This is a genomic window from Mastigocladopsis repens PCC 10914, from assembly GCF_000315565.1.
Taxonomy (GTDB): Bacteria; Cyanobacteriota; Cyanobacteriia; order Cyanobacteriales; family Nostocaceae; genus Mastigocladopsis; species Mastigocladopsis repens.
Window position 1 is genome coordinate 4750872 of sequence record NZ_JH992901.1, and the last position, 22364, is coordinate 4773235.

The 22364-nt window shown below is 45.1% G+C and carries 21 protein-coding genes; 16 read left to right on the forward strand and 5 right to left on the reverse strand.

The window, feature by feature from the left end; genetic code table 11:
• Window positions 1–147: 147 nt before the first annotated feature.
• Both psbA and MAS10914_RS0123150 read right to left on the reverse strand, forming a co-directional pair.
• Window positions 148–1230 carry a photosystem II q(b) protein gene (gene psbA / locus MAS10914_RS0123145; protein WP_017314503.1) on the reverse strand — a complete coding sequence of 361 codons (1083 nt, stop codon included), beginning with the start codon at window positions 1228–1230 and terminating at the stop codon, window positions 148–150.
• Between the two features lie 226 nt (window positions 1231–1456).
• Window positions 1457–1804, reverse strand: coding sequence for a histidine triad nucleotide-binding protein (locus MAS10914_RS0123150; RefSeq protein ID WP_017318331.1), 348 nt, complete (start codon window positions 1802–1804; stop codon window positions 1457–1459).
• A gap of 73 nt (window positions 1805–1877) precedes the next feature.
• On the opposite strand from MAS10914_RS0123150, the gene MAS10914_RS0123155 reads away from it, so the two are divergent.
• A complete protein-coding gene (locus tag MAS10914_RS0123155; protein WP_017318332.1) occupies window positions 1878–3407 on the forward strand; it encodes a YifB family Mg chelatase-like AAA ATPase in 1530 nt (509 codons plus the stop codon).
• 4 nt (window positions 3408–3411) lie between these two features.
• On the opposite strand, the gene MAS10914_RS0123160 is transcribed toward MAS10914_RS0123155, so the two are convergent.
• Entirely contained in the window at window positions 3412–5037 is a 1626-nt protein-coding gene (locus MAS10914_RS0123160) for a TAXI family TRAP transporter solute-binding subunit (RefSeq protein ID WP_017318333.1), read from the reverse strand.
• A gap of 158 nt (window positions 5038–5195) precedes the next feature.
• Entirely contained in the window at window positions 5196–5978 is a 783-nt protein-coding gene (locus MAS10914_RS0123165) for an SDR family oxidoreductase (protein ID WP_017318334.1), read from the reverse strand.
• 246 nt (window positions 5979–6224) lie between these two features.
• On the opposite strand from MAS10914_RS0123165, the gene MAS10914_RS0123170 reads away from it, so the two are divergent.
• The 4 genes from MAS10914_RS0123170 (at window position 6225) to MAS10914_RS0123185 (ending at window position 8924) form a co-directional block, all read left to right on the forward strand.
• The gene (locus tag MAS10914_RS0123170) at window positions 6225–7463 is read left to right on the forward strand and encodes a PucR family transcriptional regulator (protein ID WP_017318335.1); all 1239 of its coding nucleotides are present in this window, start codon (window positions 6225–6227) and stop codon (window positions 7461–7463) included.
• A 213-nt stretch (window positions 7464–7676) separates the two neighbouring features.
• Window positions 7677–7976: an RNA recognition motif domain-containing protein gene (locus tag MAS10914_RS0123175; RefSeq protein WP_017318336.1), complete on the forward strand. Its 300-nt coding sequence runs from the start codon at window positions 7677–7679 to the stop codon at window positions 7974–7976.
• Between the two features lie 182 nt (window positions 7977–8158).
• The gene (locus tag MAS10914_RS0123180; RefSeq protein WP_017318337.1) at window positions 8159–8338 is read left to right on the forward strand and encodes a chlorophyll a/b-binding protein; all 180 of its coding nucleotides are present in this window, start codon (window positions 8159–8161) and stop codon (window positions 8336–8338) included.
• 184 nt (window positions 8339–8522) lie between these two features.
• Window positions 8523–8924 (forward strand): fasciclin domain-containing protein, encoded by a 402-nt coding sequence (locus MAS10914_RS0123185; protein ID WP_017318338.1) that lies wholly within the window; start codon window positions 8523–8525, stop codon window positions 8922–8924.
• A gap of 300 nt (window positions 8925–9224) precedes the next feature.
• Here the strand turns inward: MAS10914_RS0123185 and MAS10914_RS0123190 are convergent, their stop codons facing one another.
• On the reverse strand, window positions 9225–9434 hold the full coding sequence (locus MAS10914_RS0123190; RefSeq protein WP_017318339.1) for a hypothetical protein: 210 nt from the start codon (window positions 9432–9434) through the stop codon (window positions 9225–9227).
• Between the two features lie 577 nt (window positions 9435–10011).
• Here MAS10914_RS0123190 and MAS10914_RS0123195 point away from each other — a divergent pair.
• The 11 genes from MAS10914_RS0123195 (at window position 10012) to MAS10914_RS0123245 (ending at window position 22363) form a co-directional block, all read left to right on the forward strand.
• On the forward strand, window positions 10012–11088 hold the full coding sequence (locus MAS10914_RS0123195) for a glycosyltransferase family 9 protein (protein ID WP_017318340.1): 1077 nt from the start codon (window positions 10012–10014) through the stop codon (window positions 11086–11088).
• The gene (locus MAS10914_RS30885) at window positions 11078–11539 is read left to right on the forward strand and encodes a glycosyltransferase family 9 protein (protein ID WP_017318341.1); all 462 of its coding nucleotides are present in this window, start codon (window positions 11078–11080) and stop codon (window positions 11537–11539) included. Before MAS10914_RS0123195 ends, MAS10914_RS30885 begins: the two co-directional genes overlap by 11 nt.
• A gap of 42 nt (window positions 11540–11581) precedes the next feature.
• The gene (locus MAS10914_RS0123205) at window positions 11582–12556 is read left to right on the forward strand and encodes a glycosyltransferase (RefSeq protein WP_232224221.1); all 975 of its coding nucleotides are present in this window, start codon (window positions 11582–11584) and stop codon (window positions 12554–12556) included.
• A 276-nt stretch (window positions 12557–12832) separates the two neighbouring features.
• The gene (locus MAS10914_RS0123210; protein ID WP_017318343.1) at window positions 12833–14809 is read left to right on the forward strand and encodes a glycosyltransferase; all 1977 of its coding nucleotides are present in this window, start codon (window positions 12833–12835) and stop codon (window positions 14807–14809) included.
• 79 nt (window positions 14810–14888) lie between these two features.
• Entirely contained in the window at window positions 14889–15614 is a 726-nt protein-coding gene (locus MAS10914_RS0123215) for an SDR family oxidoreductase (RefSeq protein ID WP_017318344.1), read from the forward strand.
• 287 nt (window positions 15615–15901) lie between these two features.
• Window positions 15902–16513 (forward strand): D-glycero-alpha-D-manno-heptose-1,7-bisphosphate 7-phosphatase, encoded by a 612-nt coding sequence (locus MAS10914_RS0123220; RefSeq protein ID WP_232224222.1) that lies wholly within the window; start codon window positions 15902–15904, stop codon window positions 16511–16513.
• Entirely contained in the window at window positions 16510–18120 is a 1611-nt protein-coding gene (gene rfaE2 / locus MAS10914_RS0123225; RefSeq protein WP_017318346.1) for a D-glycero-beta-D-manno-heptose 1-phosphate adenylyltransferase, read from the forward strand. Before MAS10914_RS0123220 ends, rfaE2 begins: the two co-directional genes overlap by 4 nt.
• Window positions 18121–18236: 116 nt before the next feature.
• A complete protein-coding gene (gene waaF, locus MAS10914_RS0123230; protein ID WP_017318347.1) occupies window positions 18237–19331 on the forward strand; it encodes a lipopolysaccharide heptosyltransferase II in 1095 nt (364 codons plus the stop codon).
• Window positions 19328–20131 (forward strand): glycosyltransferase family 2 protein, encoded by an 804-nt coding sequence (locus MAS10914_RS0123235; RefSeq protein ID WP_017318348.1) that lies wholly within the window; start codon window positions 19328–19330, stop codon window positions 20129–20131. The genes waaF and MAS10914_RS0123235 overlap by 4 nt, the downstream gene beginning before the upstream one ends.
• 38 nt (window positions 20132–20169) lie before the next feature.
• Window positions 20170–21252, forward strand: coding sequence for a glycosyltransferase family 9 protein (locus tag MAS10914_RS30890; protein ID WP_017318349.1), 1083 nt, complete (start codon window positions 20170–20172; stop codon window positions 21250–21252).
• Between the two features lie 4 nt (window positions 21253–21256).
• Window positions 21257–22363, forward strand: coding sequence for a glycosyltransferase family 9 protein (locus MAS10914_RS0123245; protein WP_017318350.1), 1107 nt, complete (start codon window positions 21257–21259; stop codon window positions 22361–22363).
• Window position 22364: the final 1 nt, after the last annotated feature.

Sequence of the window (22364 nt, forward strand, 5' to 3'; positions counted from 1 at the left end):
ATTGTGCTGGCGAGGACAATTCAATATCTAATAAAGGAGGAAAGTGTTTCTACCAATGCCGTTAAAAACAAAAAACGCCCCCTTTCGGGAGACGCTTTTGTTTGCTTGTAGAGACGTTGCATTGCAACGTCTCTAGATTATTAAGAATTAGCCGTTGATAGCGGGAGCAGAGAGTGCAACAGGAGCAGCCTCACCAGCAGCCAAGTCGAGGGGGAAGTTGTGAGCGTTACGCTCGTGCATCACTTCCATACCCAGGTTAGCGCGGTTGAGGATGTCTGCCCAAGTTCCAATCACACGACCCTGAGAGTCAATCACACTGGAGTTGAAGTTGAAACCGTTGAGGTTGAACGCCATGGTGCTGACACCGAGTGCGGTGAACCAGATTCCAACTACTGGCCATGCAGCCAGGAAGAAGTGCAAGGAACGAGAGTTGTTGAATGAAGCGTATTGGAAGATTAAGCGACCGAAGTAGCCGTGTGCTGCAACGATGTTGTAGGTTTCTTCTTCTTGACCGAACTTGTAACCGTAGTTCTGAGATTCGGTTTCGGTTGTTTCACGTACCAAGGAGGAGGTTACCAACGAACCGTGCATTGCACTGAACAAGCTTCCGCCGAATACACCTGCTACACCTAGTTGGTGGAAGGGGTGCATCAGGATGTTGTGCTCTGCTTGGAACACTAACATGAAGTTGAAGGTTCCGGAGATACCCAAAGGCATACCGTCAGAGAAGGAACCTTGTCCGATTGGGTAGACCAAGAAGACTGCGGTTGCTGCTGCTACGGGTGCTGAGTATGCTACTGCAATCCAAGGACGCATACCTAAACGGTAGGACAGTTCCCACTCACGACCGAGGTAGCAGAATACGCCGATCAGGAAGTGGAATACTACCAATTGGTATGGACCACCGTTGTACAACCACTCATCTAGGGAAGCTGCTTCCCAGATTGGGTAGAAGTGTAAACCGATGGCGTTGGAGGAAGGTACTACTGCACCTGAGATGATGTTGTTTCCGTAGATTAAGGAACCTGCAACTGGCTCACGGATACCGTCGATGTCAACGGGGGGAGCTGCGATGAAGGCGATGATGAAGCAGGTGGTGGCGGCTAGCAGGGTGGGGATCATGAGTACGCCGAACCAACCGATGTATAGGCGGTTTTCGGTGCTGGTGATCCACTCGCAGAACCGTTCCCATACGTTGGCGCTTTCGCGACGCTGTAAGGTGGTTGTCATTGTTTTATGAGTGCTTTATTTGGAATGATTTACGTAGGTTGTTTTACCTACCTGTCTATTAGATTAAAAGAGAAATTGCGATTTGTAAAGATTTTTTAATTAAGCTTTTGTTATATAAGTTATTTACTTTAGTTATTAATGCACAGGTTGTTTGTAGAACACGAAGATAGGGTGCGTGCGGGTAAGCGTAACACACCCTCCGAGCCTTATACTCCCTATGGCTCCATCAACCAGGGGGCCATGTCATCTGTCGTCCACCCAGGATATGAAGATGCAAGTGGTAAACAGTTTGACCGCCATCAGGACCTGTGTTGATGACAAGACGATAGCCGTTTGTGAGTCCAACTTGTTCTGCAACTCGCTTGACTGTTAATAAAAGATGCCCAAGCAGGGCATCATCCTGAGATTCGGCATCAGCTAATCTAGGTATGGGTTTTTTGGGAATGACGAGGATGTGAACGGGAGCTTGAGGGTTAACGTCTTTAAATGCCAGCGCTAAATCATCTTCATAGACAATGTCAGCTGGAATTTCCCGACGAATGATTTTGCTGAAAATCGTCTCTTGATTTGTCATGTGTCATTTGTCATTTGTCAAATGTCAATGATAAGACAAAGGACAAATGACTAAAAATAAAGGATAAAAGAAAATGCTTGCCAGGGTTTGGAGTGCGTCAATTGTCGGCATTGACGCTGTAAAAGTGGGCGTTGAAGTGGATGTGTCGGGAGGTTTGCCGGGAATTGTCGTTTTGGGATTACCAGATGCCGCAATTCAGGAAGCACGGGAAAGGGTGAAGGCAACTTTAAAGAATGCTGGTTTTGCCTTTCCTATGCGAAAGATAGTCATAAACTTAACACCTGCTGATTTACGTAAGGAAGGCCCTTGTTTTGATTTGCCGATTAGTGTAGGGATTTTGGCGGCTTCTGAGCAAGTCAGCGCTGATTTGTTGGGAGATTATCTCTTCTTAGGGGAAGTTTCATTGGATGGCAGTTTGCGCCCAGTGGCAGGTGTGCTGCCTATTGCTGCGACTGCCCAAAAGATGGGAATTACGGGTTTAGTTGTCCCGGCTGATAATGCACAAGAAGGTGCTTTAGTTGAAGGATTGGCAGTTTATGGCTGCAAAAATCTATCTGAGGTGACAGATTTTTTGAATAATCCAGGGCGTTACAAGCCCGTGCAATTGGACAGCCCTGTAGAGACGCGCCATGGCGCGTCTCTACAAACAGCAGATTTGAAGGATGTCAAAGGACAAGCTCATGGTCGTCGTGCCTTAGAAATTGCGGCAGCTGGTGGACATAACTTAATCTTCGTAGGACCGCCTGGTAGTGGCAAAACTATGCTGGCACGACGGTTGCCTAGTATTTTGCCTGCATTATCATTCTCAGAAGCGCTGGAAGTCACTCGCATCTATTCGGTAGCTGGTTTATTGAAAAATAGAGGGTCATTGGTGCGCGATCGCCCTTTCCGCAGTCCCCACCACTCCGCATCTGGTCCTTCTCTTGTCGGCGGTGGTAGCTTTCCTCGTCCAGGTGAAATTTCTTTATCACATAAAGGTTTACTTTTCCTAGATGAATTAACAGAATTTAAAAGAGATGTTTTAGAATTCCTGCGTCAGCCTTTAGAAGATGGCTTTGTGACTATTTCCAGGACTAAACAATCGGTCATGTTTCCTGCTCAGTTTACTTTGGTTGCAAGTACCAATCCCTGTCCTTGCGGTTACTATGGTGATACCATCCAACAGTGTACTTGTTCACCACGCCAGAGAGAGCAATACTGGGCAAAGCTTTCTGGACCTTTGATGGATAGAATTGATTTGCAAGTTGCAGTGAATCGCCTCAAACCAGAGGAGATTATTCAACAACCTACAGGCGAATCCTCAGCATCAGTTAGGGAACGGGTGCAACAGGCACGCGACTACGCATGTGGTAGATTTAAAGATGAAAATCTCTCTTGCAATGCCCAAATGCAGAGTCGTCATCTTCAGAAATGGTGCAAGCTAGATGATAGCAGTCGCAACTTATTGGAAGGCGCAATTAGAAAATTAGGTTTGTCGGCAAGGGCAAGCGATCGCATTCTCAAAGTGGCGCGAACTATTGCAGATTTGGCGGGGGATGATGAACTCAAAGCACACCACGTTGCTGAAGCCATTCAGTATCGCACGATAGATAGAATGCAATGAGATATTAAGGTTCGACCGAGTTATTTGAATTAACCTCGAGTGTTTGGTTTTGTTTCATAAAATTTGTGCCATTATGAGAATTTTTTGGCACCAGTGTCATCAACGAAATCAGGGTTAACTGCATCAGTTCCATGTATGCATCAATGTCAACCTGATCTGATAGCAGCATATCTCGATACTGCTGCTTAATATAACTCAGCTTTTGTAATGCTGCCTCTGGATCGCTTTGCAATGTTACCTGCCATTCATCAAGTAGCAGCAGAGTTTCCATGACAAACTTTTTGCGCTGCTGCTCTAGGAGTCTACGACACTGATCTGTAAAAGTTTGTGTTTTGTGCCGCAGTTGCTCGTAGACTTCCGTTGTCACTGCGCCCTCAACGAACATCAGCCGATGCTCTTGGCTGAGGTCTTCGATACCATCCAATGCCTGTTGGGGGTGGTCTGGCAACAGTGATTTCAGTTCATTAATTCGGTTGGTAGTTGTCGTCACCATTTTCTTAGACCGTTGCCTACGCCACTGTCTCAACAGTAAGCCTACAACGCTGGTGGTAACTAAAATGACAACTGTAGACTGCAAGTCATTGTTATTTTCCCAGTAACGCATCAGCGCCATACGGGGATCACCATTTTCCAACACCTCCTCTGCTGCTGGGTGTATGTAAAACAGCCCTTTTCTCAGTAAATTTTTAGGCTCTTCGTTTTGCAATGCAGGATAGAACTGGGAATAGGTACGGGCAGTGGAGAGAATAGACCAAGTAACCAGTGCAACCGTCGGTCGATTCATCTCAGGGCGAGTCACTAAAACGGTAGGAGTTGAGAGAGTTAGTACTTTTTGGTCTGGAATGGGCGGAAGCGACGTATAAGTTCCCACAGGTAGCTCTGCGCCATGATATGAGCCAGGGTCGAAAACTGTCAAGTGGTTGATTAATGCAGGTTCAATTGGCAGCAGCCTGAAGTCAGGATTGTTGACAAATTGTCGCCGTAGATTTTTACTGGCACCCAGACTTCCTACATAAATAACTGCATCTACCTGTCGAGATTTCAGTTTCTTGAATGCTTCATCAAAACTAGAGTAATCTGGTTGAACACTGATGTTATCTGCTTTGAGCAATCGTTTAGCAGTGAAGCTCATGCCACTACCAGAAGTGCCAATAGCGACTCGCTTTCCTTTAAGGTCAGTGAAGGTTTTTAAGCCTGAATCTTGCCGGGTAATAATGTGGACATATTCGTTTGCCAAAACTGCAACTGCTTTAACCTTTCCTTGGCGCATGACCTCATTGGCAACATCCAACTGTGCGATCGCAAAATCGACTTTGTGAGCGAGCAAGCTTTCTATGTTTTGCTGGGAGCCTTGCGATTCAAAATTCTGAACAGAAAGTTTAACCGTTGCCTTGCTAGAGTGATCAATTTGCTCAGCCAAACGGTTATAATAACTACCAACGATACCACTAGAGATAGTAATGCTCCTTGGCTGCGAACTGCAACTATTCAAACTTAGTAGGACTCCTCCTGCTAAACCACTTAGTAGAAGGAAAAGAGCTTTCGGGCGATGAATAAATAAAACACTCTTTAATGCAAGATTATCCAGTATATTTGCCCAAGGTCGCCTGCCAGATCGTCTAGGTATCATCTCAATTAATAGCCTCTATGGCTTTCTTGTGTTGAGAGAGAATTTTATGGGGAAAGACCAGCTGATCAAATGATTCTCTTCAACTCTTCACTTACTTTTGTTGAGATTACGCCAAAACTTAACATTCTGCAACACTTCGTGATTGAGAACTTGTGCTACTAAGCTTTCAATAAAGATTCTCCCCCATCAATCCACACTTCTGTACCAGTAATGTGGCTGGAAGCATCTGATGCTAAAAAGAGAACTAATTGTGCTACCTGCTCCGAGGTTCCTGGTTGACCATCAGTTAAAGGAATCTTCCCTTCAGGAAACTCAACAGGTTCTTGAACGCTTTCTAAATTCCGTCTTTGAGTGTTTTCGTCAATATTTGTGTCAATAGCACCAGGGCAAATGACGTTAACACGAATGCGGTGTTCAGCGAGTTCCAAAGCCACCATTTTTGTGAAAGCCACTTGTGCTGCTTTTGTACAAGAATAAGCAGTAGCGCCAGTGTTGCTAAAGGTACGTGTACCATTGACAGATGAAGTGATAACCACAGAACCGCCCTGCTTTTTCAGATAAGGCACAGCATATTTTACTGTGAGAAATGTTCCTTTTAAATTGACGTTTATTGTTTTATCCCATTCTTCAGGTGCTAATTCCTCTATAGGTGCCCACACACCATTAATACCAGCATTAGCAAACACAATATCCAAGCGTCCCCACTTATCTACAATTTGTTGGGTGACTTGTTGCATTTCTTCTGGATGGGAAATATCAGCAACTAGGGGTATTGCTTCGCCATTATTACTCTGAATTTCGGCAACAGTTTTTTCTAGTTCATCTTTTGTCCGCCCTAAGGCAGCAACTTTTGCACCTTCTTGAGCAAACAATTTTGCTGTTGCCTTTGCAATACCTGAACCTGCTCCTGTTATCAGTGCTACCTTACCGGCTAGTTGCATAAATATAGATTTTATTTTTTTTACTACTAGCTGTTTAACATAAACTTCTGTCTTGATTCATACCGCTAGTGGCATAAAGATTTTTTCTGTCTAATGGCATAGATAATTAGTAGTAGAAAAGCAGCTACTATGTGATTGAAAATACATTCTTTAGACTCTGTCGTAAGACTGATGACGCTATCTTGAGGTTCTTCGATACTGCTTTCGATATGACAGTAATTGTAAGCACTTAGACGCAAGGAATCAATGACAGCTTTGTTAACTACCACTGCACAATTTGAGCGAGTTGCCAAGATAGTCGCCGAAAGAGTGGCACAGCTATTGTGCGCGGCAGTTTTTGTAATTGACCAGCATTCCATAGTAATTGCCAGTAGCGATCCCAAGCTTGTTGGACTTCCCTTCAAGCACATTTGTGGACAACTCACTTTTGATTATCTGCGAGTGCCCATAAATTTTGATACACAAATAGGTGAAGTGATTGTGAGCAAACCTCACAATGGTGAGGAAATTTCTCCTCGCTTGGCACAGGTCATAGTGGAACTGGTAGTTAATCAGACAGCAGTCATTGATGCTTTGCCTAATCAACATCAGTTAAAGAATAAGTTTATCTACGACTTACTTAACGGTTTGATAGATGACGAGGCAACTGTCCTACATCATAGTAAACTTCTAGGGTTAGATTTAACACCACCCCGTGCAGTGATTTTAATCGATGCTGCCGATTACATTTTAGGAAATGGAGTTTCTTATAAAGACTTAGAAAATATCTCTGCATCACTGCGTCCTTTTGTCTGTGCATCCTCTTCATTAGAAGCGCAAACACGACGACGGGCTACTCTGGTCATTGGCAGTGTCGTCAGCTTTTTCCATCTACCTAACGATACAATTTGTGCTTATCTTGGTGATGGTGAGGTGGCTGTCCTTAAGGCTAGCGATACGAAAAACTTGGGGAGCTGGGCTAATCGTGGCGATGTACCAGAACAGTGCAGTTCTTCTTGGGCGAATCTCACAGCGCTAAAGCGGGCTGCTGAAGCGTTATTATCACGGTTGCGGGGTGATACCGAGGCATCAATTAGCATTGGCATTGGTCGCTATCACCCAGGAATGCGCGGACTTGCTCAATCATATCAAGATGCACGGGCTGCTTTGTCTTTGGGCTGTCGTTTTCGCGATCGCAATCAAGTACATTGCTTAGATAGATTGGGGATTGCAGCCTTTATTGGTGTTGCAGATGAGCAGACAAAAATCGAATTGGCAACATATCTACTGAGTCCTCTTAACCACGAACCGGAATTACTCACAACCTTAGATGCATTCTTTGCTGAAGACTGCTGTCCTTCTTTGACAGCAAGTCGGCTGTCGATTCACCGAAATACTCTGAGTTACCGATTAGATAAGATTACCTCGCTCACTGGACTTGACCCGCGTCGTTTTGACGATGCGGTGCAAATTCGTTTGGCATTGCTGATGCGAAGACTGCGGTGAGTTGAACAGTCAACAGTTGTCGAGCTAACATGACTTTTTGTGACAGTTCTTAAGCTCGCCCCCTAATAGTGAACTGCTATGTCATAATTGGAGATGAGAATTAATTCGGCGACATCGTTTGTTTTTAGTATTGACAGGCTTTTTCCTTTTGGTATTTACAGACTTTTTTCCGAAATCTAAATCTCTACACACTTATGATTTTGGAGATAATCTATGTCACTTTATGTTGGTAACCTCTCTTACGAAGTTACACAAGATGATGTGAATGCGATTTTTGCAGAATATGGTTCTGTAAAACGGGTTCAGCTACCCACTGACCGAGAAACAGGTCGTCTGCGCGGTTTTGGTTTTGTGGAAATGGGTACAGAGGCTGAAGAATCAGCTGCCATTGAAGGTCTTGATGGTGCTGAGTGGATGGGTCGTGACCTCAAAGTGAATAAGGCTAAACCCAGGGAAGATAGAGGTTCGTTTAATGGTAACCGAGGCAACAACAGCTTCCGTAACCGCTACTAAGAGAAATAGACGCGCACCCTATTTCTCTTAAATAACTTCGGTTTTACCCACCCGGACTCCCATCTGGGTGGGTTCATTTTTCCTAACGAATGGCTTCTTGTTGTTAGATTTATGTAAATATCTGTTACATTGCTTTACATACGGCTCTAACTGTTAAAACACCAAAATTTGGAGTAATACTCATGTCAAACACCCCGAAAACGACACCTTTGGTTTCTAATGAGCGCAATGTTTGGCGCTGGGGCTTTACTCCTCAGAGCGAAATTTGGAATGGTCGTTTTGCAATGATTGGCTTTTTATCTGTTGTTTTACTTGAAGTGTTCTCTGGTCAAGGCTTTCTTCATTTCTGGGGCATTTTCTAAATTGAAAGTGATTTCCATCAGGATTCTATCCGCCTTAAGTTAATACTCTTGTATAAAAATCCACCGTTGGGCAACGGTGGATTTTTAATTTTTTGAATCTCCAGTAATCTTTTTTACACTTGATGCTATTTCTGAGAAAGTAGTTTATACTTGTTAAGAGATTACAAAAAACTAGGTGAAATACATGGCTGACATTGTTGATACTGCTGTTAATGCAGGTTCTTTCAATACCCTAGTTGCTGCAATCAAGGCTGCCAATCTGGTAGATACTCTTAAAGGCGCTGGTCCATTTACCGTCTTTGCGCCTACTGATGAGGCGTTTGCTAAACTTCCAGAAGGCACTGTAGACGCATTGCTTAAGGACATTCCAAAGCTCAAGAAAATCCTGACATATCATGTTGTTTCAGGTAAAGTACTGGCTGCTGACGTGGTTAAGCTGAAGTCAGCTAAGACAGTAGAAGGAACGGAAGTGAAAATTGACGCTTCCAATGGCGTTAAGGTGAATGATGCCAAAGTTGCAACACCGGATGTTGCTGCTGATAACGGTGTCATCCATATCATTGATACAGTATTGATTCCTGCGTAAGCAAATCAGATAGGAAATACCATTGTGGGGCGGCAACTACTTATAGTTGCCGCCCCACATATGCTTAGATGTATTTTAGCGAACACCTTTAAACAGCACACTAAATTTTTGTTGGCAACGCTCACTCAGCAGCTGACATCAGGGAGTAAGTCCTGAGGGACGAAGCAAAGAAAGCCCCGTCCCTCGTGTGATGTCTACTGAGTTGGCGAAAATGTCTTGTGTTTTGCTGGAACGATTGATTGCTACCCTGGTTAACGCCACCTAATTGGATAAAGTAGACCTTAGAGTTGGACGTAATTTTTAGCTTGCCAAATTAACCAAAGCGTCTCCCCGGAACCGGATTACGCGTAAGACTGATTTGCGATAATGCTCTGCAGTGAATACTGATAGCGTGATAGTTGTCTGACCAGGGTCTAAAATGCTTTTTACAGTGCAAATCTGCATCCTGTTGTTGCAGTAGGCAACAATGCGATCGCCAATTTGGATATCCAAAGCTTTAATTTTCAACAACGACTTAACCTCATAAAAGGATTGTTGACTGAGCTAGCTGCATTCAGCTTTGCCTACTTGTCTACATAAATCATTAAATAGATATTTCTTCCTTAGTATTATCAGGAGGTTATCCTGCTCTGAATTACCCTATATACAAAGGAAAGAAAAATATATTCTACATCTTACTTGCCCTACTCATAATAACACATAGGAAAAAGCCTATATCAAAGTTTATATTTATTGTCAAGTTACTTTATATCTAATTACAGCGGTTTGCAATTGGGTGAGGTACACAAAGAAATAATGAACCACAGATGGACACAGATAAATTAGTACTTCATTCAGATGAGAAGCGCTGTAAGTGTAAGTTTTTAAGCTGAAATCTTTATTAATGAGTTTGATTCCGAGAATTATTTCGCAACCTAAAATCTTATTTTTTTCTTAATTCCTCACAGACAAGTCGGAACTTTGAGCCTACATTTTGTGCATTTGCACAATTGCAATGAGTTCAAGAAAAAACTTCTTTGTTCAAATGCCCAATGAACTGAAGTGTGGGGCAGAGTACTGTTAAAACAGTCGTCCAGGAGGTGAATGCGTGTCCCACACAAATCGACTCAGCAAGCATCTACCCATCGCTCGGATAGCTCTTGTGCGATCGCTTCCTGGATTGGGCGATTTACTGTGTGCTGTACCTGCGATGAGAGCGTTACGCGCAGCTTTCCCACAGAGCCACATTACCCTGATTGGTCTTGCGTGGGCAAAAGCTTTTGTAGAGCGTTTCAGCCAGTACCTTGATGAGTTCTTAGAATTTCCCGGCTATCCAGGAATTCCTGAAGTTGCGCCACCAATCCACAAAATACCACAGTTCTTGGCTAGCGTACAGCAACAACGCTTTGACTTGGCATTGCAAATGCACGGCAGCGGTATCATCAGCAATACTTTCACCGTCTTACTTGGTGCGCGTCTCAACGCTGGTTTTTATCTGCCTGGTCAATACTGTCCAGATGCAGATTATTTCTTACCATATCCAGCTCATGAACCAGAAGTCTGGCGTCACCTGCGGTTGATGGACTACTTGGGAATACCGCTCCAAGGCTATGAACTGGAATTTCCCCTAAGTCAAGAGGATTTTTCAGCTTTGCACAAAGTCGAGGAAGTCCAAGCTCTCCAGAAAGGAAAGTATGTCTGCGTTCACCCTGGTGCAAGTGTGCCAGAAAGACGTTGGTCTGTGGAAAATTTTGCTGCTGTTGCTGATGCAATTGCTGCTCGTGGTTTCCAAGTTGTGCTAACTGGCACAGCACCAGAAGCAAATCTCACGCAGTCAATTGCCCAGATGATGCAAGCAAAGCCGATGAATTTGGCGGGAAAGACCAGCTTGGGTGCATTGGCAGCGCTTTTAAGTCATGCAGAATTGCTGATATGTAACGATACAGGTGTATCGCATATCGCAGCAGCTTTGGGAGTGAAAAGTGTTGTCATTTTTACTGACTCTGAACCGAATCGTTGGGCACCGCTAGACCGCGATCGCCATCGCATCTTGTACAAGAACAAGAACGAAGAAACTCCGTCTTCTTTGTTCAATTTTCACTCTTCTATCTTTACCATATCCCCAGAAATGGTTATGGCTCAGGTGGATGACCTACTCTTAAAGGAGGTAGCGAATGTTACCTAATTGGCAGAATCTACGAAGAGTTTTGGTGATGCAAGTAGGTAGTCGCCAAGACTTAATGCAAACCATTCCTGCACTCCAGAAGTTGCGCGAACTGCTAGGAGATACCACCATCACATTGATGGTTTCTCCGTGTAGTAGCCAAATAAGTATAGAACTGCCTTGGGTAGATGAAGTATTTGTGTATGAGTGTGCTGACACAAGGTTTGTAGATGCTGAACGCGAATTAGCATTGATATCCAAGCTTCGCCAAAGCGCTTTTGATGCAGCTGTCATTTTCACCAATCCTGGAGAGTCGCCTTACCCCCTAGCATATATCTGCTATTTGGCAGGAATTCCCATACGCATCGGTCAATCGCAAGAGTTCGGCGGCGGCGTTCTTTCGGAATGGGTCAAGTTACCACCAAAAGATTCTCACCCAGTAGACAGATACCTTTTCTTAATAGAGTCATGAGTCATTTCTTGTCCTGCACAAAAGACTAATGACTAATAACTAATGACTATGAAACCATTACGCATCCTCACCTGGCATATCCACGGTAGCTATCTCCACTACTTAACACAGAGTCACCATCACTTTTATTTGCCTGTCAAACCAGAACGACCGGAAGGATATGGCGGTCGTTTAGGGGGTTTTCCTTGGTCAGATAATGTTCATGACGTTCCCGCAGAGGAAGTCAGAAATCTCCAGTTTGACTGTATTTTATTTCAGTCGCGCAAGAACTATCTTGAAGACCAATACGAAATTCTCTCAGAATCACAGCGACGACTACCGCAAATTTACCTTGAACACGACCCACCACGGGAACACCCAACAGATACACGTCACGTTGTAGATGATTCAGATGTGTTGCTGGTTCATGTGACGCACTTTAACCAACTCATGTGGGATAGTGGTCGCACTCCGACTCGTGTGATTGAACATGGAGTTATGATACCCGATGGTGTTCGCTACACAGGTGAACTAGAACGGGGACTGGTGGTAGTGAATGGTTTGCGATCGCGCGGTCGTCGTTTGGGTGCAGATGTCTTTGAACGAGTCCGCCAAGAAATTCCCCTAGACTTGGTTGGTATGGGTGCAGAAAAACTCGATGGACTAGGTGAGATACCACATCATCAACTAGCAGCATTTGCTTCACGCTACCGCTTTTTCTTTAATCCCATCCGCTACACCAGCTTAGGGCTTGCTGTGTGCGAAGCAATGATGGTGGGTTTGCCAATCATTGGACTAGCAACGACAGAAATGGTCACGGTAGTAGAAAACGGAATTTCTGGCTATGTCGATACTGATATTGAAAATCTTATTTCCAAAATGCACCAACTTCTAAACAACCAAACTCATGCACAAAAGCTGAGTCAAGGTGCAATCGCAACAGCGCAAAAACGCTTTAACATCCAAAGATTCTCTCAGGACTGGGACGAAGCATTTCAATCAGTCATTAGTCCTTTGTCTTCTGTTCTTAGCAAATGACAAATATAGCGGTTCGGGTGTTGAGTGCAATACATCAGGAAATAAAAACCACAGATGGACACAGATGGACACAGATGTAGACGCCGGAGGGTACACAGATAAATTTGTACTTCATTCAAACGAGAAGCGCTATATAGCAATCCTATCTAAATTTATGAAAATTATTAACCGTTCCTGAGCCAAGAAAAGAGAGAACAAAGAATTAAGCGCAAGCGCAGGCTACGCCAACACGAATATTTAGGATTGCTATAACAAATGATTAATAACTAATGACTAATGAGTAAATCAATTGCCTTAATTAGCGAACACGCTTCACCGCTTGGCACCTTTGGGGGTGCAGATAGTGGTGGTCAAAATGTCTATGTAGGACAGATAGCAAAACATCTGGCTATTGCTGGGTACAAAGTTGATGTTTTTACACGGCGCGATAGTGAGGATTTGCCAGAAATCATTCAATGGATGGATGGCGTTAGGATTATTAATGTGCCTGCTGGTCCTCCTACATACGTCCGTAAAGAAGATATATTGCCGTATATGGAAGAGTTTACGGCATATGTCCTGAATTTTTGTCAAAATCCTTGGTCTTTTCAAAGCAAAGCGCACAAAAAGTACGACTTGATACACGCAAATTTTTGGATGTCAGCATTGGTGGCGGCAGAAATTAAGCGGGTGTTGGGCATTCCTTTTGTTGTTACTTTTCATGCTCTTGGTCGTGTGCGCCGCTTTTGGCAAGGTGAGGCGGACGAATTTCCAGATGAGCGATTTATTATTGAAGACCGCATCGTTGCCGAAGCTGATCATATCATCGCTGAGTGTCCGCAGGATGAGGAAGATTTGCTGCGTCTGTATCATGCCAAAAAAGAAAAAATCACCATTATTCCTTGTGGTTTTGATGCAAGTGAGTTTTGGCAAGTTGATAAAACTAAGGCTCGTAAAACGCTTAATTTACCACCTGATGAACGTCTCATTCTCCAGTTAGGACGTTTGGTACCTCGAAAGGGCGTTGATACAGTCATTCGTGCCTTTGGGCATCTTCTGCAACAGTATGATATCCAAGCAAAGCTGTTGATTGTAGGCGGTGAATCAGAAGAACCAGATCCCCATTTGACACCAGAAATTGCTCGTTTGCAAACTATTGCAACTGAAGAAGGCGTTGAGTCGCAAGTGACATTTGTTGGACGCCGCAGCCGCGAAATGGTTAAATATTACTATTGTGCTGCTGATGTTTTCGTGACAACGCCTTGGTATGAACCATTTGGCATCACACCTTTAGAGGCGATGGCTTGTGGAACGCCTGTGATTGGTTCTCATGTTGGTGGTATAAAATATACCGTAAAAGACAGTGAAACTGGGTATCTTGTACCGCCAAATGAACCAGAGGCGATCGCCGAACGCATTGCCTATCTCTACAAAAATCCTCAAGTACACAAGCGTTTAAGCCACAACGCAATACAACGCGTCAATCACCAGTTTACCTGGGAAAAGGTAACAAGTTCAGTCGCGTCACTGTATGAGAAAGTCTTGAGTCAGAAGCAGAAACCAATTTTTCTTTCCCCCCCTGCTTCTCCTGCTTCCCCTACTCCTCCTCTTTCTTCTTCCCTCACTTTTGTTGATGACACTTTTGCAGCAGCAATAGCGGCGATGGAGAAATCCAGACAAACTTTGAAAACAGCCATTGTTGAAGCAGCGGAGGCGCTCTTCACTTGTTTTGCTTTGGGTGGAAAAGTGCTTGTTTGTGGTAATGGTGGTAGTGCGGCGGATGCTCAACATTTTGCAGCAGAATTTGTTGGTAAATTACGCTGCTCAAAACGTGCGGGACTTCCAGTTATGGCGCTGACGGCTGATACTGCTTTTTTAACTGCTTGGGCGAATGATGTTGGGTACGAGTATGTTTTTTCCCGACAGGTAGAAACATTTGCTCAACCGGGGGATGTATTACTTGGCATTAGTACAAGTGGGCGATCGCCCAATATCATCGAAGCGTTTAAAACTGCTCGTCATTCCCACATCAATACTATTGCTTTAGTTGGCGGTGACGGTGGGGAATTATTGCCACTAGCAGATTTAGCACTCGTTGTCCCAGCAACTGATACCCAACGTATTCAAGAGGTACATCACCTCGTACTACATCTTTTGTGTGAATTGGTTGAGAAGCAAGTTGGGAAAAAAGAGGAGGGGGAGAGTGGGAGAGTGGGAGAGACAAAGAGTACCCAATGGAAATCATCACTTCTATCAACTCCGGTAATACCGTAGTGAGGACTTTAGTCCTCTCCTAACATAGCAAGGACTAAAGTCCTAACTACAAAAATTAGCTTAAAGGAGAAAAAAAACTATGGAAGAACTCAAAGGCAAAGTCGTATTAGTCACAGGCGGTGGACGTGGACTTGGTGAAGCTATCAGTCACACATTATCGTCAGCAGGTGCGATCGTCGTTGTTGCAGATATTCGAGAGGACTTAGCCCATAAGGTGAGTGGCGAAATTCAAGCCAATGGCTTCCAAGCATTGCCCTTGGTGTTGGATATTACCAACGAAGAACAAGCTCAAACAGCGATCGACAAGATTGTCTCCCAATACGGGCGCTTGGATGCTCTGATTAACAATGCTGGTACGGATCTCACTGTTTCAATAGAGGAGCTTGCTATTAAAGATTGGGACAGAATTCTTGCTGTTAACTTACGCGCTCCCTTTATCTTGTCAAAATTGGTTTTACCCGTCATGAAAGAACAGGGTAGCGGTCATATTATTAACATTGCTTCCACCGCGTCAAAGCGAGCTTGGGCAAATGCTTCAGCTTACCATGCCAGTAAATGGGGACTGTTGGGCTTTAGTCATGCCTTGCACGTAGAGGCGCGTCCTTATAATATCAAGGTGACAGCCTTGGTTGCAGGTGGGATGCAAACGCCATTTTTGCTAGACCGTTTCCCTGATATTGATGTCAGCAAGTTGCAAGATCCCAAGAATGTAGCTGCAACAATTCGATTTTTGCTATCTACGCCAGAGGGAACTGTTATTCCTGAAATGACAGTTCTGCCACTGGGCGAGAGTTCTTGGCCGTAATAACAAGATGGGGTATTCAGGTTTGAGTTTCCAAGACTCACGCATGAGTTTCCAAGCTTGATATAGCGCAATTCAATTGAATGAAGTAATTATTTATCTGTGTCCATCTGTGTCCATCTGTGGTTCATATTTTCTTTCTGTACCTTACCGAATTGCAAACCAGTAGACCTCTCCATAAAACAATGTAGAGAGGTGCCATGACACCTCTCTACAAGGGTTGTAGACAAAGCACAATTAATTTCTGGAGATAACTAGTATAAACGAGGTTTGGCGCTTGAGTGATGATAATGCGAGCAGTGTTTCTGGATAAAGACGGGACTTTAATTGAGGATGTGCCGTACAATGTTGATCCGCAACAAATTAAGCTAACGTCTGGTGCGATAGAGGGATTGTTCTCCCTCCAAGAAGCTGGGTACAAGTTGATTGTGATTACCAACCAGTCAGGTGTGGCGCGGGGGTATTTTCCCGAATCTGCGCTTGTGGGGGTGGAGGAACGATTGTGTCAACTTTTAGCAGCAGAAGGTATCTACCTAACTGATTTTTACTACTGTCCCCATCACCCGGATGGAGTCGTGGCAGAATTTTCACTTGCTTGTGATTGTCGCAAACCTGCACCAGGTTTACTTCTACGTGCGGCTGGTGAACACAACATTGATTTGCGTTCATCTTGGTTTATTGGCGACATCCTTAATGATGTAGAAGCTGGGCTTTGTGCTGGGTGCAAAACGGTTTTGCTTGATAATGGCAATGAAACTGAATGGGAATTGTCTCCCATAAGAACCCCAGATTTTATTGTGACCGACCTTATAGAAGCGGCACAGGTGATATTGTCTGCTGATGGACATCTCGTTGGTAGGAACACAGCAATACCGTGTTCCTACTTAGGAGGACTTTGGTGAAACCAGAATTGATAAAGCTGTTAGATGCGATCGCTCATCTTTATGTCATCGTTATAGGTGAAGCGATGTTGGATGGCTACTTAGAAGGATTGAGTAATAGCCTTTGCCCAGAGGCTCCAGTGCCAGTTGTTACTCTGACAAATCGCTTGTATGTTCCCGGAGGTGCCGCTAATACTGCTGTTAATGTCCGTAGTATCAGTGCAAATGTGACATTTTTATCAGTGATTGGCGATGATTGGGAGGGTTCCCAACTACAGCAAGCACTTTCAGAACGTGGCGTTTCCACAAAACACATCCTCAAAGCGTCAAATAGACAAACGCTTACCAAGCAGCGGGTGATGGCAGCGTCGCAAATTCTGGTAAGATTTGATTCTGGCACCACTGATGCCATTGACGCTCACAGCGAGCAAGCACTGATTGACAAACTGGAGCTTCTATTTCCAGAATGTGATGCCGTAATTGTCTCAGATTACGGTTATGGAATTTTGACACAAAGAGTGATTAATGCTTTAGCACAACTTCAGCAAAGCAATCCTCGCGTTCTTGTCGTTGACTCTAAAAACCTCACCGCCTACCGTCACCTTAACGTCACCGCAGTCAAACCGAACTACAAGCAAGCAGTGGAGTTGCTTGATATCCCATTGCCCCCCCTTATTAAGGGGGCGATGGGGGGGATCTCCCGTGCAGAGCAAATCAAACCTTATGAGGAAAAACTGCTCCACCTCACAGGTGCGAAAATAGCTGCTGTCACCTTAGATGCAGAAGGTGCAATGATTTTCGAGCATGATTCCTTACCATACCGCACCTATGCCCAACCTACCGCCGAATCCCGTACCTCAGGGGCAGGAGATACCTATAGTTGCGCCCTAACCCTTGCCCTAGCAGCAGGTGCTGCAACACCACTTGCTGCTGATTTCGCCGCCGCCGCCGCTGCTGTCGTTGTGCGAAAAGAGGGAACCAGCGCCTGTTGTGCTGAGGAACTGCGTGAGTTTATTTCCGAAGTAGAGGAAGCTTCGCTGACACACAGACACACAGACACACAGACACGGGGAAATTTTCTCTCCGCGTCACCGCGTCACCCAATCTCCGCGTCTTCCTCATCCCCCTTATCTCCCCCTGTGAAATGCATCCCTGACCTCAATCAACTCCTCACCCTTGTCGCCTCTTACCGCAATGTAGGACATAAAATAGTTTTCACCAACGGCTGCTTTGACATCCTCCATGCTGGACACGTTTCCTATCTCAATCGTGCTAAAGCATTGGGTGACATCCTGATTATTGGCGTTAACTCCGACGACAGCATCCGCCGTATCAAAGGTGAAAATCGCCCTATCAACCCCTTGGAAGACCGTATCCAAGTTCTGGGCGGACTAGGCTGTGTTGACCATCTCGTTGCTTTTGACGAAGACACCCCAATCGACCTGATCCGCTTAGTTCGCCCTGATGTCTACGTTAAAGGTGGCGACTATACCAAAGAAACTCTACCAGAAGCACCTGTGGTAGAACAATACGGCGGTATCGTTGAACTTTTGCCCTTCTTAGAAAACCGTTCCACCACTCGTATCATCGAGCGTGTTTGTCAATTAAACATGGAGCAAGATGACTAAGAAATTATGGAACCACAGATGGACACAGATGGACACAGATGATTTTTATCTGTGTCCATCTGTGGTTTAAAATCTCCAAATCTACTGGGCGGAGAGGTTCCGCTGACTCATAAATCATGACTACCTGGAAAACTGCTGAAAACATCCTGTGCATCCGACTCGACACGATTGGCGATGTGTTGATGACTACACCAGCAATTCACGCCTTAAAAGCATCACATCCCACCCGTCGAATTACGCTGCTCACTTCCTCTGCGGGTGCATCAACTGCCTCACTAGTACCAGAGATTGATGAAGTGATTGTCTACGATGCACCTTGGTTAAAAGCAACAGCGCCGCGACTCAATAGCCGTCCTGAGTACGAAATGGCAGAACACCTGCGGCGTCTCAAGTTTGATGGTGCCATTATTTTTACTGTATATAGTCAAAATCCTTTACCCTCTGCATTTCTCTGCTATTTGGCAGATATTCCCCTACGGCTAGCTCATTGTCATGAAAACCCCTACCAACTGCTAACAGATTGGGTAAAAGACCCAGAACCAGAGCATTGTGTGCGTCATGAAGTGCGTCGTCAACTGGATTTAGTTGCTACGATTGCCTGTTATGCAGATGACGAAAGAATGTCCCTGCGTGTCCCAGAAAAAGCTTTAGCTAGCGTTAAGGATATTCTCCAACAACTCGGCATTACCCAGCAACGTCCTTGGGTGGTCATTCATCCTGGTGCAACGGCTGCTTCACGCCGCTACGCGCCTGAGAAATTTGCTGTTGTTGCCCGCAGTTTAATACAAGACATGGGTATTGCGGTCATCTTTACAGGCACGGAACCAGAACGAGAACTGGTTACAGGAATTCAAACGGCTACGGGTGTTGTGTCTCATTCACTTGTCGGGTGCCTGAACCTGAATGAACTGGCAGCACTTTTATCACTTGCCCCTCTGCTCATTTCCAATAATACTGGTCCCGTTCACATTGCTGCTGCTGTTGGTACACCAGTTGTGGACTTGTACGCTCTCACCAACCCTCAGCACACTCCTTGGGGTGTTCCCAACCGCGTACTGTTCCATGATGTTCCCTGTAAAAACTGTTACAAGAGTATTTGCCCTGAAGGACACCAAAATTGCCTGCAACTGGTTACACCAGAATCTGTTGTTGATGCTGCTTGTGAACTGCTCAATTCTCCCCCTGCTACCCTTGCCACTGTTAAGACATGACCGTTGATATCCTTATTCCTACCTATTCTCGCCCTGCTGCTTTGGCTGTCACCCTGACTAGCCTGATAGCCCAAACTTACCGTGACTTTCGCGTTGTCATTTCTGACCAAACTGAGGATAGCAACCCGGTGGAGAGTGGCGAGGTGCAAGCGGTGCTGCGTGTGCTTCGTGCTCATGGTCATGCGGTGGAAGTCCACAAACACTTACCCCGTCGAGGAATTGCAGAACAACGGCAATTTTTGCTGGAGCAAGCAACAGCTCCCTATGCGCTTTTCCTTGATGATGACTTGATTTTAGAACCTTTTGTGGTTGAAAATATGCTTGCTGCCATAAAAGAAGAATGTTGCGGTTTCGTTGGCAGTGCGGTTATTGGACTCAGCTTTATTAATGATATCCGCCCCCACGAGCAAAAAATTGAGTTTTGGGACGAGCCAGTGCAGCCGGAGAGTGTCAAACCTGACACACCAGAATGGGAACGCTGGCGTTTGCATAACGCCGCTAATCTTTATCATGTCCAGAAAAGCTTGGGTCTAACCCAGAAAGAGCAGCGTAAGTACCGCGTTGCTTGGGTGGGTGGCTGTGTCATGTATGATACAGAAAAGCTTCGCAGGGTCGGTGGGTACTCGTTCTGGCAGCAGCTTCCCTCGGAACACTGTGGTGAGGATGTTTTGGTGCAGTTGCGGTTGATGGAACTTTACGGCGGTTGTGGGATTATTCCTTCGGGTGTCTATCATCAAGAGTTGCCCACCACGATTATTGACCGTAGTTCTCCTGCGGATCAATACGTAGAACTAATGTAGAGACGCGCCATGGCGCGTCTCTACAACTAACAGTTAATATGCGTAAAATTCTGTTTGTCGAGCTATTGGGTGGAATTGGCGATGTTTTAATCGCGGTGAGTGTAATTCATGCCTTGGCGCGAACACACCCAAAAGCTGAACTGACAGTTTTAACTTTCCCGCCAGGGGGTGAACTGCTAAAAAGCGATCCGCTGATTAAGCGGGTTGTCTATGCGGAACCAGGGAAGGCAAAACAATCGGTTGTTGAGTTACTAACTCGTGAAACTTTTGATTTGATTGTCTCTGATACAAATTACGACGATATTGATAAAGTTATTCAAAATAGCGGTGCGTCGCAGGTGGTCACAAATTTGTGGCGACAACCTCCAGCAGATGAATTGGTGGGCGATCGCTTTGTCAAAATCTTGCAAGCAGAAGGTTTAATCAACCCGGATGCGATTGAACCTGCACAACTCCACCTCACCCCTGATGAACTAAGTAGATCACAAGAGCTATTCAATCATGTCCGCCGTCCTTTGGTATTCTTGTGTCCAGATGCGGGGATGGCAATTAAGCGCTGGTCTAATGTAAATTTTATTACTTTAGGTAAAATATTACAGCAGCGTTGGGATGCCACTGTAATTGTCCCAGTGGGTTCTGATGCAAACCAGGCGGAAAGCATCGTTCAGGGGATAGAGGGTGAAGCCCGGATTTTGCCCCGTGGGAAATTGCGGGATTTAGCAGCTGCTTTGGCGTGTGCTGATTTGGTGATTGCTGCTGACACTGGTCCGGCACGGATAGCGGCAGCGTTGAATGTGTTAACTATTACTTTGTTTGGTCCTTCTTGGTATGGGCGTTATGGTCAACCGCAGCCTCACGTCAATTTGCAAGGATACCCTGAGTGTCCTGAGCGCAATATTAGTAATTTTACAGTGCAGCAATGTTGGTACGGTGGGGTGTGCCCGTTGGATAAGGGTTGGCAAAGTTGTATGGAAAGGATTTCCGTTGATGAGGTTTTAAGTGTTGTGGAGGGGTTTTTAATCAACCGCCAAGACGAGCCAGCGCTGCAGGAGGGTTTCCCTCCGCAGGCGACTGGCGTCGCCAAGGGCGCCAAGAAAGAGAAGAAGAGGTCTATTAGTTAGGAAAATGAAGTCGATACTAGAAAATTCAAAATCTAATATCCAAAATCCAAGGTTGCATGGTTTGCGTAATATTTTGGTGATGCGGCTGGACAACATTGGTGATGTAATTATGACGAGTCCGGCTTTGCGGGCTATTAAGGAAAATTTGCCGACTTGTCGTTTGACGTTAATGGCGAGTCCGGGTGGGGCACAAGCAGCAGAGTTATTACCTTGGGTGGATGAGCTTTTACCATGGCGTGTGCTATGGCAAGATTTGGGTAAGTTGGATTTTGATCCGGCGCGGGAGTGGGAATTGGTGAGGACGCTGCAAGATGGCAAGTTTGATGCGGCGATTATTTTCACGAGTTTTAGTCAAAGTCCTCATCCGGCAGGATTTTTGTGTTACTTGGCTGGTGTTGGGTTACGGGTGGGTGAGTCTAAGGAAGCGGGAAATGGTGTACTGACGCTAGAAGTACCGTCTGCACCGGATGAGATTCATCAAGTTGAACGAAATTTGAGATTAATAGAAGCTGCTGGGTTTGAAGTTTATGATCGCAGTCTTTGCATTCAAATTCCCAAAACTGCACAACAAGAAGCGATAGATCTATTATTAGCAACCAGTAGCGATCGCTTAAGCACTTACTACAACTATATCTTGCTCAACCCCTGGACAAGTTGCCAATCTCGCAATTATGACTCTCAACGCTTTGCGATCGCTGCACGTCAACTAGCAGAAGTTACTCAAATGCCTGTGGTGGTCACTGGTGTGGAAAAAGACCGCTCCAAAAGTCCATCTTTACTTGCTACACTAGGCGATTATGGAATTGACCTCATTGGCAAAACAGCTTTATCTCAACTAGCTGCACTCATTGCCAATGCAAAACTCGTGCTAACCAATAACACTTCAACAATGCATATAGCTGATGCTACCCGCACACCCACTGTTGTCATGTTTGCGGGAACTGAACTTGAGTGTCAATGGGAACCACGCAATGGTACTTCCCGCTTACTCCGCCGCCCTACCACCTGTAGTCCTTGTTACGCCTTTACCTGTCCCTATCAGTTGGAATGCTTAGATATCTCTCCAGAGGAAGTGGTAGCCGCAGGGCTGGAATTGATAAACGGTTCGTAGT